The 15,031-nt window shown below is 65.1% G+C and carries 14 protein-coding genes and 1 tRNA gene; 5 read left to right on the top strand and 10 right to left on the bottom strand.

Going from position 1 to position 15,031, the window contains the following annotated elements; genetic code table 11:
- The first annotated feature begins 29 nt into the window (after window positions 1–29).
- Genes CH292_RS12810 through CH292_RS12795 form a run of 4 tightly spaced genes read left to right on the top strand, consistent with a single transcriptional unit; the run spans window position 30 to window position 4,421 of the window.
- A complete protein-coding gene (locus CH292_RS12810; RefSeq protein WP_094654888.1) occupies window positions 30–1,127 on the top strand; it encodes a glycosyltransferase in 1,098 nt (365 codons plus the stop codon).
- Window positions 1,124–2,269, top strand: coding sequence for a hypothetical protein (locus CH292_RS12805; RefSeq protein ID WP_094654982.1), 1,146 nt, complete (start codon window positions 1,124–1,126; stop codon window positions 2,267–2,269). Before CH292_RS12810 ends, CH292_RS12805 begins: the two co-directional genes overlap by 4 nt.
- Window positions 2,266–3,396: a glycosyltransferase gene (locus tag CH292_RS12800; RefSeq protein WP_020110521.1), complete on the top strand. Its 1,131-nt coding sequence runs from the start codon at window positions 2,266–2,268 to the stop codon at window positions 3,394–3,396. Before CH292_RS12805 ends, CH292_RS12800 begins: the two co-directional genes overlap by 4 nt.
- Window positions 3,393–4,421 carry a beta-galactosidase gene (locus CH292_RS12795; protein ID WP_094654887.1) on the top strand — a complete coding sequence of 343 codons (1,029 nt, stop codon included), beginning with the start codon at window positions 3,393–3,395 and terminating at the stop codon, window positions 4,419–4,421. Before CH292_RS12800 ends, CH292_RS12795 begins: the two co-directional genes overlap by 4 nt.
- On the opposite strand, the gene CH292_RS12790 is transcribed toward CH292_RS12795, so the two are convergent.
- From CH292_RS12790 to dcd, 10 genes are all read right to left on the bottom strand, one after another.
- Window positions 4,381–5,133, bottom strand: coding sequence for a tryptophan-rich sensory protein (locus CH292_RS12790; RefSeq protein ID WP_037184203.1), 753 nt, complete (start codon window positions 5,131–5,133; stop codon window positions 4,381–4,383). The two genes, CH292_RS12795 and CH292_RS12790, sit on opposite strands and share 41 nt — an antisense overlap.
- A 73-nt stretch (window positions 5,134–5,206) precedes the next feature.
- On the bottom strand, window positions 5,207–6,412 hold the full coding sequence (locus tag CH292_RS12785) for an MFS transporter (protein WP_094654886.1): 1,206 nt from the start codon (window positions 6,410–6,412) through the stop codon (window positions 5,207–5,209).
- A gap of 104 nt (window positions 6,413–6,516) precedes the next feature.
- Window positions 6,517–7,119, bottom strand: coding sequence for a TetR/AcrR family transcriptional regulator (locus CH292_RS12780; RefSeq protein ID WP_256978091.1), 603 nt, complete (start codon window positions 7,117–7,119; stop codon window positions 6,517–6,519).
- A gap of 114 nt (window positions 7,120–7,233) precedes the next feature.
- Window positions 7,234–8,310 (bottom strand): fused (3R)-hydroxyacyl-ACP dehydratase subunits HadA/HadB, encoded by a 1,077-nt coding sequence (locus CH292_RS12775; RefSeq protein ID WP_052067893.1) that lies wholly within the window; start codon window positions 8,308–8,310, stop codon window positions 7,234–7,236.
- A 105-nt stretch (window positions 8,311–8,415) separates the two neighbouring features.
- The gene (locus CH292_RS12770; protein ID WP_094654884.1) at window positions 8,416–9,420 is read right to left on the bottom strand and encodes an Hsp70 family protein; all 1,005 of its coding nucleotides are present in this window, start codon (window positions 9,418–9,420) and stop codon (window positions 8,416–8,418) included.
- A gap of 147 nt (window positions 9,421–9,567) precedes the next feature.
- Window positions 9,568–9,810 carry an ANTAR domain-containing protein gene (locus tag CH292_RS12765; RefSeq protein WP_020110514.1) on the bottom strand — a complete coding sequence of 81 codons (243 nt, stop codon included), beginning with the start codon at window positions 9,808–9,810 and terminating at the stop codon, window positions 9,568–9,570.
- A 307-nt stretch (window positions 9,811–10,117) separates the two neighbouring features.
- Complete coding sequence (locus tag CH292_RS12760; RefSeq protein ID WP_094628766.1) at window positions 10,118–11,068, bottom strand: hypothetical protein; 951 nt, start codon at window positions 11,066–11,068, stop codon at window positions 10,118–10,120.
- A gap of 111 nt (window positions 11,069–11,179) precedes the next feature.
- Window positions 11,180–12,628, bottom strand: a complete 1,449-nt coding sequence (locus CH292_RS12755) for a CYTH and CHAD domain-containing protein (RefSeq protein WP_094654883.1) — start codon at window positions 12,626–12,628, stop codon at window positions 11,180–11,182.
- Window positions 12,629–12,701: 73 nt separating this feature from the next.
- Window positions 12,702–14,141, bottom strand: a complete 1,440-nt coding sequence (locus CH292_RS12750) for an FGGY-family carbohydrate kinase (RefSeq protein WP_094654882.1) — start codon at window positions 14,139–14,141, stop codon at window positions 12,702–12,704.
- A gap of 104 nt (window positions 14,142–14,245) precedes the next feature.
- Complete coding sequence (dcd, locus tag CH292_RS12745) at window positions 14,246–14,824, bottom strand: dCTP deaminase (RefSeq protein WP_019665613.1); 579 nt, start codon at window positions 14,822–14,824, stop codon at window positions 14,246–14,248.
- A 102-nt stretch (window positions 14,825–14,926) separates the two neighbouring features.
- Here dcd and CH292_RS12740 point away from each other — a divergent pair.
- A tRNA-Gly gene (locus CH292_RS12740) sits at window positions 14,927–14,997 on the top strand.
- Window positions 14,998–15,031 lie beyond the last annotated feature (34 nt).

The raw sequence follows: 15,031 nt of genomic DNA, 5'->3' as shown, positions 1-15,031 counted from the left end.
ACGAGGCGCCGAAGGAGCACCCACCGTTGATGCTGAGCGACTACCGCCTCGTCTACGTCGCCCCCCGGTCCGGGGTGGGCGGTGTGGGCGACTACGCCGACGACTTCGTCGACGCCGTTCGTCCTCACTTCCGGGATGTCGTGGAGCATCGCCACGACGGTCCAGGACACGACTCGGTACGCGATATCCTCCGTCACCGCAGAGCAATCGACGAACTCGTCGACGACCCGGAACGCACCATCGTGCACTGCGAACTGAGCGGGGGATCCGTGGTGCCCTTCTGGGCGACGTGGAAGCTCGACGGTGATCCGGTCGCGACGGCGACGGTGCACGATCCTCCCGGTTTGGTCTGGTGGCCTGCGCGCACCAAGTTCCTCGCCGGACAGAAGGTGCTCAACCACGGGTTGCACTACCCGCTGCGTGCGTTGTGGCGAAGGCTCGAGACAGCGGTGGCGGGCGAGCGCACGTTCTTCGCTCTCACCGCGGCAGGCGCGGACTCGCTGGCACGCGAATACCCCAGGGCCACCGCCGCAGCGAGCACGCTGTTCGTCCCCGAACGCGCCGACCTCACCCCCGCCGAGGAGCGCCCCCTCGCCGTGGGATTGTTCGGTCTCGTCTACCGCGGCAAGGGCTTCGATCAGATCCAACAGCTGCGCGATCGACTTCCTCGCGAGATCGCCATCCGCGTCGCCGGTCGCGGCACCGAGCAGCTTCCCCCGGTCGACGGTGTCGAGATCGTCGGCGAGGTGAACGGTCCCGACGAGGATGCCTTCTTCGCCTCCATCCGCGCGCTCGTGGTTCCGTACGGCCGACGGACCATCTACGGCGACGCCTTCCCCGCCTCGTCCGTCGTGACCAGGGCAATCGCCTACCAGACACCGATCGTGTGCATGAAGTACGGAGCACTGGCCGAATCCGACGGCGGCGCAGTGGTCGTCGACGGTGACATCACCGACGTCGCCGACGCCGCCGCGGGACTCGTCGCCGACGAGATGGCCCTCGCCGCACTGCGACGCGAAGTCGAGGCACTGCGCCGGGCCAACACACCGGAGTTCGTCGTCCAGGACTTCCTGGCGGAGTGGAACAAGGCCGTCGGCGCCGCCGCGACCAGGTCGGGTGCGCAGTGAACAGCAATCTGGTCAAAGCAGGCGTCGCGGCACTGTGGACGTACGGCGGGCGTGGGATCGGTCTGTTGTGGACGGTAGCGCTGATCGCCCAGCTCGGAATCGCGGACTACGGCCACTACGCAATGGCCTTCGCGCTCGCCGCGATCGTCGCCGCACCCCTCGATCACCCGTTCGGTGTCCGCTCCATCCGCGTAGCCGAGGACGACTATCTGGGTGAGCGCACCACTCGCTCCTTGATCGGCGTCGGACTCGTCGTTGTCGGTCTGTGCCTGATCGAGGTCGACTACATCGCCTGGTTCGCGCTCGTCGTCGCCGGCGGCGAGATGACGTTCAACGCGTACAAGAGCCGGGCGCTGCGGGACGGGCATCCGAACATCACCCAGCGGATGGACACCGCGCGTCAAGCTGCGAGTATTGCACTCGCGACCGCGTACCTGTTCCTCGTCGCCGAGCCGACCCTGTTCGTCGCCAGCCTGCTCTACGTCAGCCCATACCTTCTCATCGCCGTTCTTGCACTCGCACAGTCCAGAACCTCTCGGCCACGAGTTCCCGGGTCGCGCCGTGAGATGTCGCTGCTGTTCTCGGAGAACCTGGCCAACGCCGTCTACATCCAAGGCGATGTCCTGCTGCTCGGGTACCTCACCGACAGCACCATCGCCGGGTACTACTCGGTCGCGTCGGTGACGGCGTGGGCCGTGGCCTTCGTCGGCCAGTCGTTCGGCCACACCTTCCACGAAAGACTTCGTGAAGCAGGTGGACTCGTCTCCGCGGGACCGGCGCTGAAGCATACGGTCCTGCTTGCCTCCGCGGCCGGTTCCTTGCTCCTCGTCGCAGGTGTCGTGCTGTTCTTCACCCCCGCTCCGCCCGAAGTCGCCGGCGCCCTGGCCGTCATGAGCGTCTTCGTCGTCATGCGCGTCGTGAACTACGTGTTCACGACGGTTCTCTATCTGCAACACCGCGATCGGACCCGCGTCCTCGCCGCCGCCACGCTGGCACCGTTGAAGATGGTGCTGATCCTGTGCCTGTTCCCGCTCGGCGCCATCGGCGCGGCGGTCGCGTCGGTGATCACCGACGCAGTGCTGCTTCTGTGGTTCACCCGAGCGCTCTACCGCGTACCCGTCGAAGAAGAGGTGCTGTCGTGAGACGAGCGACATTCCTGCTGTCCAAGGACCCTGTCACCGAACACGGTGGCGACATCGCGTTGTCGCGCTTGATGATGCAGCTCGCTCGTGAAGCGTTCGAGGTCAGGTCGCTGTGCCTGTCCCAGGAGTCCGAACCGTCGCCGGACCCCGACGTCACGCGGGTAGCCAAGCCGGCCGTCGATGCGCGACTTCTGCTGAAATCGCTGCGCCCCAATCGAAGTGTGGTGCACGGACGCTACGACGTCGACGCATTCGTCGACGCCATCGACGCGTCCGAGTCCGATGTCTATGTGGCAGAACACAGTTACATGGCCGAACCGTTCATTCGGTCGGCGAAGTTCGGATCGCCGTTCGTCATCAACACCGTCAACACCGAGTCGCAGGTGTGGAAGGTGACGCGCGGGCTCACCGGACGGATCGAAGCGCCACGCATCCTGCGCGACGAGATCAGGGTGGCCAGGAAAGCCGACGCCGTCGGCACCTACGACGCCGAGGAAGCCGAGATGTACCGCGCCAACGGAGTCGGTGACGCTCGCTGGATCGATCTGACCCTCGAGCCCGCACCGAGGCTCGATCTGAGCGACACCGCAAAGCGACTGGTGTTCATGGGAACCCGCGGCTGGCCGCCCAACCAGGAGGCCTTCAAGCTCGCCCTGCAGTACTGGCCGCAGATCTCCGACGGTATCGAGGGCGCCGAACTGTGCATCATCGGCGCCAAAGCCGACGGCGCCACCGACCCCGACTATCCCGACGGTGTCCGCGATCTGGGCTTCGTCGACGACCTCCAGGAATTTCTGGGCACCTGCCGCGCACTCATCGCGCCGGTCGCCACCGGCGGTGGCGTGCGCGTGAAAATCCTCGACGCCGCCAGCAAGGGACTGCCCGTCGTCGGAACATCGGCCGCCGTCGGATCTCTCGGCTCGATCTTCGAACTGCCCACGTTCGACGACCCGGAACAGTTCGTCGCAGAATGCAGGCGGTACCTGCTGGACCGCAACACGGCCGTCAAAGCCGGAGAGCGACTGTACGACCTCAACGCCGAACGGTGGGAACAACGCGCACCGCACACCTCGGTCGCATCACTGGTGGGCGCGTCCCTCCCCGGCACCTTAGGATCATCGTCATGACGCTCAGAACCCGCCTGATCACCGTCGCCGCCGCTGTGGCGCTCGCACTGGGCGTGACGGCACCGGCCGCGCAGGCCGCCCCGCCGTCGGGACTCGGTTTCTCCAGCGGTGCACCGTTCCTGCTCCTCGACGACGCGACTCTGAGCAACGAGCTCGTGGCCGGACGGGAAGTCGGGGCATCCTGGGTGCGCGTCGTGGTCAACTGGGCTCAGATCGAGACGGCGCCAGGCGTGTTCGACTGGGGCAACACCGATCGTGTCGTCGATGCCGCACGCGCGCAGGGTTACTCGGTGCTCGCGGTTCTGGCCGGAACTCCCGCATGGGCACAGGGACCCATTCCCAGCCTGCTTCCCGGAGCAGTTCCGGTCGACCCCAACACCTACGGCGCCTTCGCGGGCGCTGCGGCGGCGCATCTGGGCAACCGGGTCGACTCCTACGAGGTCTGGAACGAACCCAACATCCCGTCGTTCTTCGCACCCGTCGACGCGGCACGCTACGTCGGGCTGTTGCGTGCCGCCTACCCCGCCATTCACAACGCGGACCCCGGCGCGACGGTGCTGAGCGCGGGCCTCGCGACGACGATCGACACCGGTGCGTGGACCGTCGCGCCCGTGACGTTCCTGCAGCAGATGTACGCTGCCGGAGCCGGCGGGTTCATGGATGCCGTTGCGCTGCACCCCTACACGTTCCCCTTCACCGTGGAGAACGACCCCAACGGACAGTGGGCACAGGTCGATCAGGCGTACGGAACGATGGTAGCCAACGGTGACGGTGGCAAGAAGATCTGGATCACCGAATTGGGTGCCCCCACCGGCAACGGCCCGATGGCCGTCACCGAGGAAGCCCAAGCCGCGATCATCGGCAGCAGCCTGGCGCAGGCGTCACGGCTGCCCTACGTCGGACCGGTGTTCGTACATGCGTTGCGCGACGCCGGAGCCGACGCCTTCGACTCCGAGCAGAACTACGGACTGCTGCGAGCCGACTTCAGCCGGAAACCGTCGTTCGCCGTCGTGCAGGGGTCCTGACGACCGCGGTGTACACCCCGACCACCAACGCAGCGGCGACAGCCGTCCACCCCACCGTCGCGTTGTCCAGGTCGCCCGCCAGCCTGCCCTGCGCGATCCACATCAGGCCCCACACGATGCCGAGCGCCGGGGCAATCGCGCCCCGGGAGTAGGTCGCCAGCCCGACGCCCACCACGGCGGCAACGACGAGAACGACCACGGCCCACACCGTCGCCCAGCCCTCGATGCCGAGGTCGACGAGGAAAGCAGTCACATTCGCGATCGTCGCGACGCACACCCACCCGAGATACAAGCCCATCGTGCCGTCGGTGACGACTGCGTCGAGCCTGCTCTCCGGCCTGATCGCCTGCGTCGAGACGAACACACGAACGAGCACCACGAGCAGTAGCACGATGATCGGCACACTCAGCCACAGCTGATCGAGTTGGATCGACAGAATCCACACCGCGTTCAGAATCATCGACAGGGCGATCGGCCCGCGAAGGGTCTCCTGCCTCGGTCCCGCGAAGAATTGCCAGATCGCATACGCCACGAACCCCACATAAATGACCGACCAGATCGAAAACGCTGGTCCCGACGGCGCCACCAGCGTCGACGTCGCACTGAGCGCACCGCCCGCAGCCTCCGCGATGGGCGTGCCCACCCACGCCCCCGAACCGATGAACGAGCCCACCACGGCCACGATCGCACTGACGAGTATCCCGACTTTCATGGGCCGGAGAATGCCCCGTTCAGGACGTCGACAAACGGGTGGGGTGTGGTTCTCCCGACCCTCGAACGAGCAATCATCCGGAAATCTCGTTTCTCGCACGCCTCGTCATGGGCAGGAGCACCAGAATTCCCGCGGCGGCAAAGGCCAGCGTCAGGTAGTAGACGGAGTGCACCGAACCGGAGGCATCGATGATCACGCCACCCAGTGATGCGCCGAGAAAGATGCCGAAGCAGATGATCGATGTATGCACGGTGTTGACCACGAACGACATCCCGCCGACGCGCATCACCCGCACTGCGAAGGCAGGGTTGAGGCTCACCCCGGCGAGTCCCAGGGCGGCTCCGCCGACCAACACCACGATCTTGTTGCTGTCCGCCAGCAGAAACAACAGTCCCGACGTGAAGATCACCACTGCGCCGACGATCGAGACGACCAGTGGGAAATTGTCGGACAACCGGCTCACCACGGTGATTCCGACGACGCAGGCGACACCGTACGCAGCGAGAATGACAGGCACCAAGCTCTGATCGAAGCCCGCACGGTCGGTCAGAATCGGTGAGAAGTAGCTGAAGATCGCGAACACCGCGCCGATGAGCAGCCCGCTGGTCGCGTAGGCCAGCCACAATCCCCCGTTCCTCAACTCGGACAACTGCGCCCGGATCTTCGGTGGCGCACCCGCATCCACGGTAGGCACGAACGTCACACTCGCAACGAGGGAAACGCCGGCGAGCACCGCCACGAAGGCGAACGCGAGCCGCCACCCGAAGGCGTTGCCGAGGAAACTCGCGAGAGGAAGACCGAACACGGTTCCGATCGTGTTGCCGCCCATGACGATGCCTATCGCACGGCCACGGATCTTCTCCGGAACGGACTGGGCGGCAATCGACAATGTGACGCCGTAGGCCGTACCCGCCGCCGCACCGGTGATGATTCGGCCGACGACGATGACGGCGTAATTCGGTGCTGCAGCTGCGATCAACTCGCCGACGATGAACGCGATCGAGATTGCGACGAGCGCCTTCTTCGGTGGGATCCGAGCCAGCAGACTCGATGCGGGCGGCGCAACGATCACCATCGACAACGCGTAGATGGCAATGAGGTACCCGACGCTCGGGATGCTCGCCGGAAGGTCGCGAGCTAGATCGTTCATCAACCCGGACACCATGAATTCGCTCGTCGTGAACGCGAGAATGGTGAACGCCAGAACGTAGACCGGGAAAGGGACACTGGTCACCTGACCGGATTCTTCGGTCTCGTCGATCGATTCGGCGTAGCTCACGTATGTCCTTCGTTCCGCGTGACGGGCATCGGACTGGTCTGATTCTGTACAGATCAGTTCACAATTTGGCCGTTCGGCGACGACGTAGACTGCAAGTCAGATTTCTACGGCGTCAATACCATCAGAGCGCCATCTGCAATGGCGCGCATGGACTTTCGACCCGATCCCACTCGGGCGGCAACACGAATTCCAACAACGGCCCCGTTGATCACCTCTGCCTGGGCGGCCGGGGCCATGGTACAGGCGATGTCGCCGACGGCCTGGCCGGCGCGAAGGTAGTCACTCATCACGGACAGGCGGCGACGCAAGTTGGTCGACATCTGCTGATGCGGCACTGCGAGTTCCGGCTCGTCCGCAGCTTCCAACGCGGTGTTGACGGAGAAACAGCCAGAAGGACCACCGCGACGACGTCGGGCGATCTCGTCGTCGATCAGATCCTCGAACAAGATCGACACACGCGCGAGAACGGACAACGACTCTCGATGAAGAACGGCGTCCACGGACTCGTCCGCCTTGCTCAGATACGAGGCCATGCACTCCTCGTACAGACCGACCTTACTGGTGAAGGCGTGATACAAGCTGCTGCGGCCCAGGCCGGTTGCACTGCACAGCGTTTCCGTACTGGTGCCGTTGTACCCATGAGTCCAGAACTCACCCAGCGCAGCCTCGACGACTGCACCTCGGTCGAACTTGGCGTTCCTACCCACGACGGACACGCTAGCAATAGTGTACCGATCTATCCATAGAAAGCGACTCCCCCCTGTGTGAGTGGAAATGTAGGGCCATCGGGTCGCTCCGGGGCCTACATTTCCACTCACGTGTCAGGCGAGCCGGACCGTCGCCGTAGCGCGGTGGCCGAAGATTCGCTTGCCCTCGAAGGTGGCGTTGAGTGCCACGACCGCGGTACGAGTCTCCGGGTCGAGGGACTTGATCTTTCCACCGAACTGAATCTCGGCGGCGCGGTGACTGTCCACGGGAATCGGCGCGGTGAAACGAACGGTGTAGTCCTTCACCGCACCCGGGTCACCGATCCACTCGGTGAGGTAGCCACCGCCGAGGCCCATGGTGAGCATGCCGTGGGCCAGCACGTTCTCGAGGTCGATGAGCTTGGCGAAACCCTCGCTCCAGTGAATCGGGTTGGCGTCGCCCGCAACTCCGGCATAGTTGACCAGATCGCCCCGAGTGAGACGAAACGACTTGCCGGGCAACTCGTCTCCGACAGAGACGTCGTCGAAGTTCACCGACGCCGACGACGGCACGTCGACGACGGTCAGCGGCGGGTGCTCCACCTGATCCTCGTCCTCGTCGTGATCAGCTGCACCCGCGCGCGCCGCGAGAGTCGTCGCGCCCTGCATGACGAGGTTCTCCGCAGCCTCGACGATCCCCTTGTCCACGTCACCGTCGCGCCCGATGAGCAGCGTCGTGTACGTGGTCTGCACCAGCTCACCCCGCTGATTGGAGACGATGTTCTTGGTGACCATCATGTCCTTGCCCATTACCTCCTTGTAGGAGTCGAGCGAGACGTCGCAGTACAGGTGATCGCCGGCAACGATCGGCTGATGGAACTGGAGGACCTGATCGGTCTGAAGCATCTGACTCAAGTCGAACCCGACGGCGATCTTCTGCAGCAGACGCTTCTGGGCCAGCGTGCCGACCAGCGACATGAACGTCAACGGCGCGACGACACTCGAATAACCGAGAGCCTCGGCCGCGTCACCCTCCCAGTGGACCGGGTTGAAGTCCTGGACTGCACGTGAGTATTCGCGAACCTTCTCGCGTCCGACGTCGTAGTAGTCGGCAGTGCGGTAATGCCGCCCTACCATCGCTCGCACATGTTCGGCAGGGTCGAAGGTCTCGGCAGGGTCGAAGGTCTCGGCGACTGTCGCATTCTCACTCATTCGACGCAACATACCTGCAACCGCGCCGCCAGACCACGCGCGGCGCGCAGCTTGTGGCACGTCATAGGCCCATCGCACCTACCGCCGTTCACCACACGAACATCCTCACGCCGACCGATGCCTCGGCATCACCGGATACGCCGTGGAACCGAATGCCTCCTGTGCCGTGATGGTCGTGAACTCCTGTGCCGTGATGGTCGTGAACTCCTGTGCCCTGATGGTCGTGACCGCCGCCAGCGGACGCCTGGTGCGCTGCCGAACCTCGTCGGCAGCGAGAAGAGCGGCACCATGAGCGGTCAACGATCCCGGCGCCGACGGCACGAACACCGGTAGACGTAGATCCCGTCTGAAGACCCGACGGAGCAACGGTAGGTGCGCACACCCTCCGACCATGACGAGTGCGTTCACCGCCCGCGGGGACTCGACGATCACACTGGCGGTCCAGTCCTCGATGGAATACACGGCCCGCTCGACTATCTCGTCGAAAGAGCTGCGCCACAGCCGGATCGGGCCTGCAACGAACGGACCTGGCACCTCCGCCACGCGGAGGCTGGACAGCTGCTCACGCGCATAAGCAATGGCCACCATCAGACTGTCGATCCCGGAACTGGTGATCAGTTCGTCCGCACCGTACGTGGCGAGCAGGTAATCCCGCACGGCCTCGTCGCACACGGTTCCACCGAACGCACTGGTTCGCTCGGCGCAGTACACGCGGCCACTCGCCGGATCGACGACGGACACCGTCGTGCCGGATGCACCGACGTCGCACACCGCGACGGTGCGCAGCCCGTCCAGCTGACCGGAGCCGCGAAGATAGCGCAGCTGCGCGCCGAGTTCCGACACGATGTTGTACCTGTCCGACCGGTGCACCGAGTACGCGGAATTGCGGGTGCGCGACGCCGGGTCGTCCGGAACAGCGAGAACGGCGTCCTCGCGATCGACCTGCTGCACCGTCGCCATGGACTCGAGCAGCTCCAGCGCTGCGGCGACGTGGCCCTTCGCCTCGAACGACCGAACGACGTTGGCAGACCGCACCGAGTCGTCGGCCGAGTCCAGCGCCGTCGCGCGAGCCGTGGCAGAGCCCACCGACACTCCGAGCACCGTTCTCATGGTTCCCTCGACTTCTGCCCCGTCACGTCCGACTCCTGCACAGATGGTAGCCAGGAAATCCTTCGTTGGGTAGGCCCAGGGAGCCTTTTTCAATCTTTCAGTTTGTTTTCACTGTGATGTAGTGACCGCACACAGTGCCACAGGGGCTCACGCGACCCGTCGACGCTGCGCCAGCAGATCGCCCCACTCCTGCGTGGCGGCACCGACAGGCGCTGCGTCCGTAGCTGTCTCACGCGCAGCCGCAACGAGCGAACGAGCGGATTGCAACAAGCTGACATCGAACGTGAAACTGTGCGTCACCAATTCTTCGAATGCCTGTTCCGGGGAATATCCCCGCAAGGCAATGAGAACTCCGACAGCCCAATCGATACTGGTCCGAGAATCGTCCATCGAGCCAACCTACAATCCGTGAGATGTGAATATGCGTCGGTAACAACAACTTCGAGAATGCGCCAGACAACGATGCACGAGTTACGGACAGCGCATACAACACACACGCGGCCGCGAGCCGGCTTGTAGCCGAAGCGAACGGCCGCTGGAAATCATGGACCGATGGTAGCCCGGAATTCCCGCCGACTGCCACCGATGTTCGATGACAATTCACTACTCCGCGGATAATTCACACGCGGTTCACACGACCGAATCGTCATGTACTCATGAGGCTTCGGGAGCAGTACCGAACGCAGGCATGCCGGATCTAGGGGACGTCGTTCTCCGCGATCGGCGCGTCGGTAGTGCTGCTGATAGACGGCGAAGACGTGGTCTCAGTTGTAGTCGGCGTCGTAACGGGTGTCTCGGGGATTGTCGAGGTCGTCGTCACCCCACCGTTGCTCGGTTTGGTCGAACCCGGCCGCGTCGGGCCTGGTTCGGTCGCGACCGGACGGACCGGCGGTGCTGCTGCGCCCGGGTCGGCGGACTCGGGTTGCCCGGCTTCCGGCTGCGGCGCAGCTTCTCCGACGGGTGCGAGGGGCACGACGACGACAGCGCCGGGATCGACCGGAAGCGCGTCGGCGCCTGGCACGCCGTCGATCGGCGGCTCCGGAGCAGCGGTCGTCGACGCACCGACCGGGATGGATGCAGGGCGCGTCGGCGACGCATCCGAGGCCGGGACATCCGACGGATAGACCATCTCCGACGGGACCGAACCGCCGGCCTGCGACGGATCTGCCGTCATCGCCCATGCTGTGACGCCGCCCAGGGCGGCGAGAACGCAGGCGCCGACGGCGGCAATCGGCCAGACCCCGCGGTGCGGCTCTCGCGCTGAACTGGGTGCTGCGATTGCCGGCGCGAGCGAGCCCACGAGAAGGGCCGCAGCGATGTCCGGGGTGTAGGCGTCGGACAGGCGATCGTCGAAGATGTCGACGACGGGAGTCGGCTCGGATTCGGTGGCAGCCAGGGCGTCGGCGACGATTTCCCGTTGAAGAGCGTTCTCGCACACCACCGCTGCACCGGCGACGTTCAGGTCGTGTTGCATGGCCTGGACGCGCATGAAGCCGAGCGCGGTCGACACGGCTCCGCCTATTCCGCCGGGAGTTGCCGCGACGGTGACCGTGCGGGTCGCGACAGGGCCGAGCTCCGGGAGCGTGATGTCCACCAGCGACGCCGTGACCTCGTACGTGCTGACGTGCACGCCAAGCGCGATGTGCATGCCGCTCGTACCCCCCGTGTAGTGCCGTGAACCGAGTACCCGACGCCAATCCGGGCGATCGGTTGGTTTGATCGGCAATCAGACTACCCGGGTACCGGACAATCGTCGCATTCAGATTCCGGACTCGGTTATCTCCGCTCGGGACGCGGCAGCGGCGGCGAGTTCCTGCGCGTACAGCAACCCGAACGTGAACCCGTTCTCTCCTGGCGTGACACCCGCTTTGCGGCCCAACTCGAGCAGGGTCGCCGCGGCCACGACGGCATCCTGGTGCTCTCCGAGGATCTCCTGGACGTTCTTGTACCGGGCGATCCTGGCTTTCGACTCCTTCTTCCCGACGATCGGCTCGACCAACTCTGCGGCGTAGCGTGCCCGTTTGCCTGCCTTCCGGGCTCGGTGCAGTGCCTCGTCGTCGCCGGCGACTGTCGCCGCAGCCACCCGCTTGGATGCTTTCTTGCCTGCCTTGCGTGCGAGAACGTCGAGATCGTCGTCGTCGAGCTTGTGCGCGCTTTTCGCCAGCGGTAAGCCGCGGGTCCACTGCGCCAGTTCGGTCAGCAGGGCGAGATACCGCTCGCCGTCCAGTTCGGCGGTCACCACGGCACGGAAACGAAGCTGCTCGGCGAGCAGATCGTTCTCGATTCGCGCGGCGACGGGACCGAGCACCAGGTGATCCGGTAGCTCGCCCAGGGATTCTGCAAAGCGAGCACGCTGCACCTGACGGTCGCGAACCTCACCGAGAAGTCCGGCATACCAAGATAATTCCGTTTCCAGGAACAGCGCCCTGTCGTCGTCGAACAGTTCGGCGAACACGCGAAGCGTGCTGCGGTAACGGCGAATCGCGACTCTCGTCGAATGAATCGGATCCATACCGCGGCGCAGGTACACGTCGCCCGCGAAGATCGCCTGGGCCTGCTGATTCAGGTAGTCCGCGACGACGCCGACGGTTCCCGTGTGGACCGGCTCGGCCGACGAGCGAACCGCACGATGGAATTTCGACGGATGCGCGCCGACGCGTGCCCCTGCCGCCTTCAGCTTCTTGCCCACCTGCTTCAGATCCGACTCCGCCCCCTCGGGACCGAGCTCGACCTCCACCTCCCGCCAACCGTGCCCGTCGGCGCCGGACAGATCGACCGTGACGGTGTCGTCGGCGAGTTCGGCAACCACGCGACCTTTCCGATCGGACAGAACGTGAAGCCTGCGCAGCGACGTCAACGTAGCCACAGGGGACAACGGCTTGCCGAGCGTGGCACCGATCAGAAGCTCCGCGAGTTCACCCGGGACTGTCGCGTCCTCACCGCTACCGAGCGGCAACCTGATCTCGGTCCGCGCCTTGTCGGCCGGAACCTTTGCGTGCCATCCGGTGTCGGCGTCACCGCGTCGGCGACGCACCGTGATTCCGCGCTGCAGCAGGTCGAGATCCGCGGTGTCGAAGTACGTGCTGACGAGCGAGACCTCCGACTCCGTCGCGGAACCGCCCGCAGGAATCAGCTCGTCCGCATCGGGAAGGACGAAGTCCGGGTCGACGTCGAACTTGTCCTCACGTTCGGTGTGTATCGAAGCCATGGAACGAGTCTGCCGTACACAGGTGAACAAACGGAGGCAAACATCGCCGGGCAGGGTCTCTACCGGCGGAGTTCTACCGGCGCGATGACGTTCGCGGAGGAGCCGACGACCGCACGGGCGATTGGGTCGGTGGCCGCGTCGTCGCGGTCGGACGAGTGGTCTGCGGTGGGTCGTTCCGCGGTTGGTCGTCCCGCTGCCGAGTCGTCGCCGTGGGGGTCGGGGTGGGTGCGCTGCTAGTGGTGGTCTCCCGGCGTCGAGTCGTGGTGACCTTCTCGTCGTCGGTCGACTCCACTTCGTCGGTCGTGTCCGCGTCACCGGTAGACGCCTCCGGGGTGGTGGTCACGGCCGCGGAGGTCGTGTCCGGAACCACGGACGCATCCGGTGGGCCAGGCGGCAGGCTGGGAGCCACGGTGGTGGCAACGGAGGAAGAGGACGTGATCACCGGCGTGTAGTCCAGGGCCGGGGGCTCGACTCCGCGATCGCTCGACGCCGCCGCAATCGACACGACCACACCGCCTGCGATCAACGCAACGGCTCCGCCTCCCAGGTACCGCGAAGCGCGTAGGCGCGTCAGACGCCGCGACGACGTGTCGCTGTGACGGGGACGTGCCCTACTCCCGGTGACGACGGACGCGGGGCCGTCCCCTCCCGCGGTCCCCCCGGCGTCGTCGGTCGCATGCTGGGCGACGACGAGTCGCCGAGCCATCCCCATCGCACCTCGCGCAGCCAGAGCTTCCGGCTCGCGCGGGACGAAGACGGGCACCGACAAACCGTCGACCAAGCTCTGTCGCACTATCTGCATGTTCGCGCCTCCGCCGACCGCGAACAGGGCGTCGACATGGGGCGCATCGGTGATCATCGACGACGCCAGAGCGACCGCGTCGTACACGCTGTCCCGAACCAGATCCTCCATGACGGATCGATGAAGGGTGGCGACGCCGGCCGGGCTCACCACCTCCACGGCCGTGACGGACGACAGTCTCTCCTTGGCCTCGCACACAGTCTCGACGAACACGTCGCGAGATTCCGGGTCCAGGACCTGCAACCCGAGAAGATGCTGGGACAACCTGGCGTCGCACCCGTCTCCGGACAACACGGTGCTGCGGCGCGAACCGAGGACGCGGCCGGAGTCGCATTCCACGATCGACACGGTGACCCCGCCCGCACCGACGTCGAACAACGCGACAGTCTGATCTGGCGTGAGATCCCCGGACTCCTGGAGCGCGCCGATCTGCGCACCGATGTCCGATACGAGCGCAAGGCCGTCGGCATGCTCCACCCCGTAGACCTCGCTGGGGTTCTTGTCACGAAGAGCCAGGACGGGGACCGTGCCCGTGGCGCCGTTCTCGCGCGCGAACTTGTGGACGGCCCAGGTCACCGAGCCCCACGGATCCTGCGAACCCTCGGGTACGGCAATGACGGTCTCGGTGCTGAGCTGGGGATCTGCGCGCACGTCGCTGCATGCTGCGCGTATTCCGCTCACACCGAGCGATGCGCCGAGTACGGCTGTCATCGAAAACCTCGCTCCGGTAAGCCCCAACCCACTTCGGCAAGGGTCGAGACTACCCGAAAAACCGTGTGTTCGTATTGAAAATACGCTGTAAACAGACCAAAAGTTCAGTCGACCGGCGATTGAACGAAGTTCAGGTACGCTTTCGACGGTGTCGGGCCCCGTTGACCCTGATACTTCGATCCGACCGCCGCGCTACCGTAAGGATTCTCCGACGGGCTCGACAACCGGAACAGGCACAGTTGCCCGATCTTCATCCCCGGCCACAACGTGATCGGGAGATTCGCCACGTTGGACAGTTCCAACGTGATGTGCCCGCTGAACCCGGGATCGATGAACCCCGCGGTCGAATGCGTCAGCAAACCCAACCTGCCCAGCGAGCTCTTTCCCTCGAGCCGACCCGCCAGGTAATCCGGCAGCGTCGTCAGTTCGAGCGTCGACCCGAGGACGAACTCGCCTGGATGCAGTACGAACGGCTCGCCGTCCGCAGGCTCGACGAGCGTCGTCAACTCGTCCTGCTGCTTCGACGGATCGATGTGCGTGTAGCGAGTGTTGTTGAACACCCGAAACAGCTTGTCCAACCGAACGTCGACGCTCGACGGCTGCACCATCGCAGAATCGAAAGGCTCGATACCGAGGTTGCCGGTGGACACTTCAGCGCGGATGTCGCGATCGGAAAGCAGCACAGTGCAGGCTATCGCTCCGGCAGCACACCGTTCCCGCTGACCACCCACATGACACCCGACTGCTAGAGTTTCTCGGCGCGGACAGCCTCGACCGTCCGCCGCGCCGGTGTAGTTCATTGGTAGAACGCGACCTTCCCAAGGTTGAGAGGCGGGTTCGATTCCCGTCACCGGCTCCCTTTCTCCTTTCGGCGGTAACAAACCAAAACA

Source organism: Rhodococcus sp. 14-2470-1a (genome assembly GCF_002259425.1).
Taxonomy (GTDB): domain Bacteria; phylum Actinomycetota; class Actinomycetes; order Mycobacteriales; family Mycobacteriaceae; genus Rhodococcoides; species Rhodococcoides fascians_E.
This window is presented reverse-complemented; position numbering and strand designations above follow the sequence as displayed.

Coding starts and splice junctions, on each gene's coding strand:
- CH292_RS12790 (WP_037184203.1), bottom strand. CDS start 5,133: ATGAAAGTCGGGATACTCGTCAGTGCGATCGTGGCCGTGGTGGGCTCG.
- CH292_RS12755 (WP_094654883.1), bottom strand. CDS start 12,628: ATGGCTTCGATACACACCGAACGTGAGGACAAGTTCGACGTCGACCCG.
- CH292_RS12770 (WP_094654884.1), bottom strand. CDS start 9,420: ATGAGAACGGTGCTCGGAGTGTCGGTGGGCTCTGCCACGGCTCGCGCG.
- CH292_RS12795 (WP_094654887.1), top strand. CDS start 3,393: ATGACGCTCAGAACCCGCCTGATCACCGTCGCCGCCGCTGTGGCGCTC.
- CH292_RS12775 (WP_052067893.1), bottom strand. CDS start 8,310: ATGAGTGAGAATGCGACAGTCGCCGAGACCTTCGACCCTGCCGAGACC.
- CH292_RS12750 (WP_094654882.1), bottom strand. CDS start 14,141: ATGACAGCCGTACTCGGCGCATCGCTCGGTGTGAGCGGAATACGCGCA.
- CH292_RS12765 (WP_020110514.1), bottom strand. CDS start 9,810: ATGGACGATTCTCGGACCAGTATCGATTGGGCTGTCGGAGTTCTCATT.
- CH292_RS12810 (WP_094654888.1), top strand. CDS start 30: ATGCTGAGCGACTACCGCCTCGTCTACGTCGCCCCCCGGTCCGGGGTG.
- CH292_RS12760 (WP_094628766.1), bottom strand. CDS start 11,068: ATGCACATCGCGCTTGGCGTGCACGTCAGCACGTACGAGGTCACGGCG.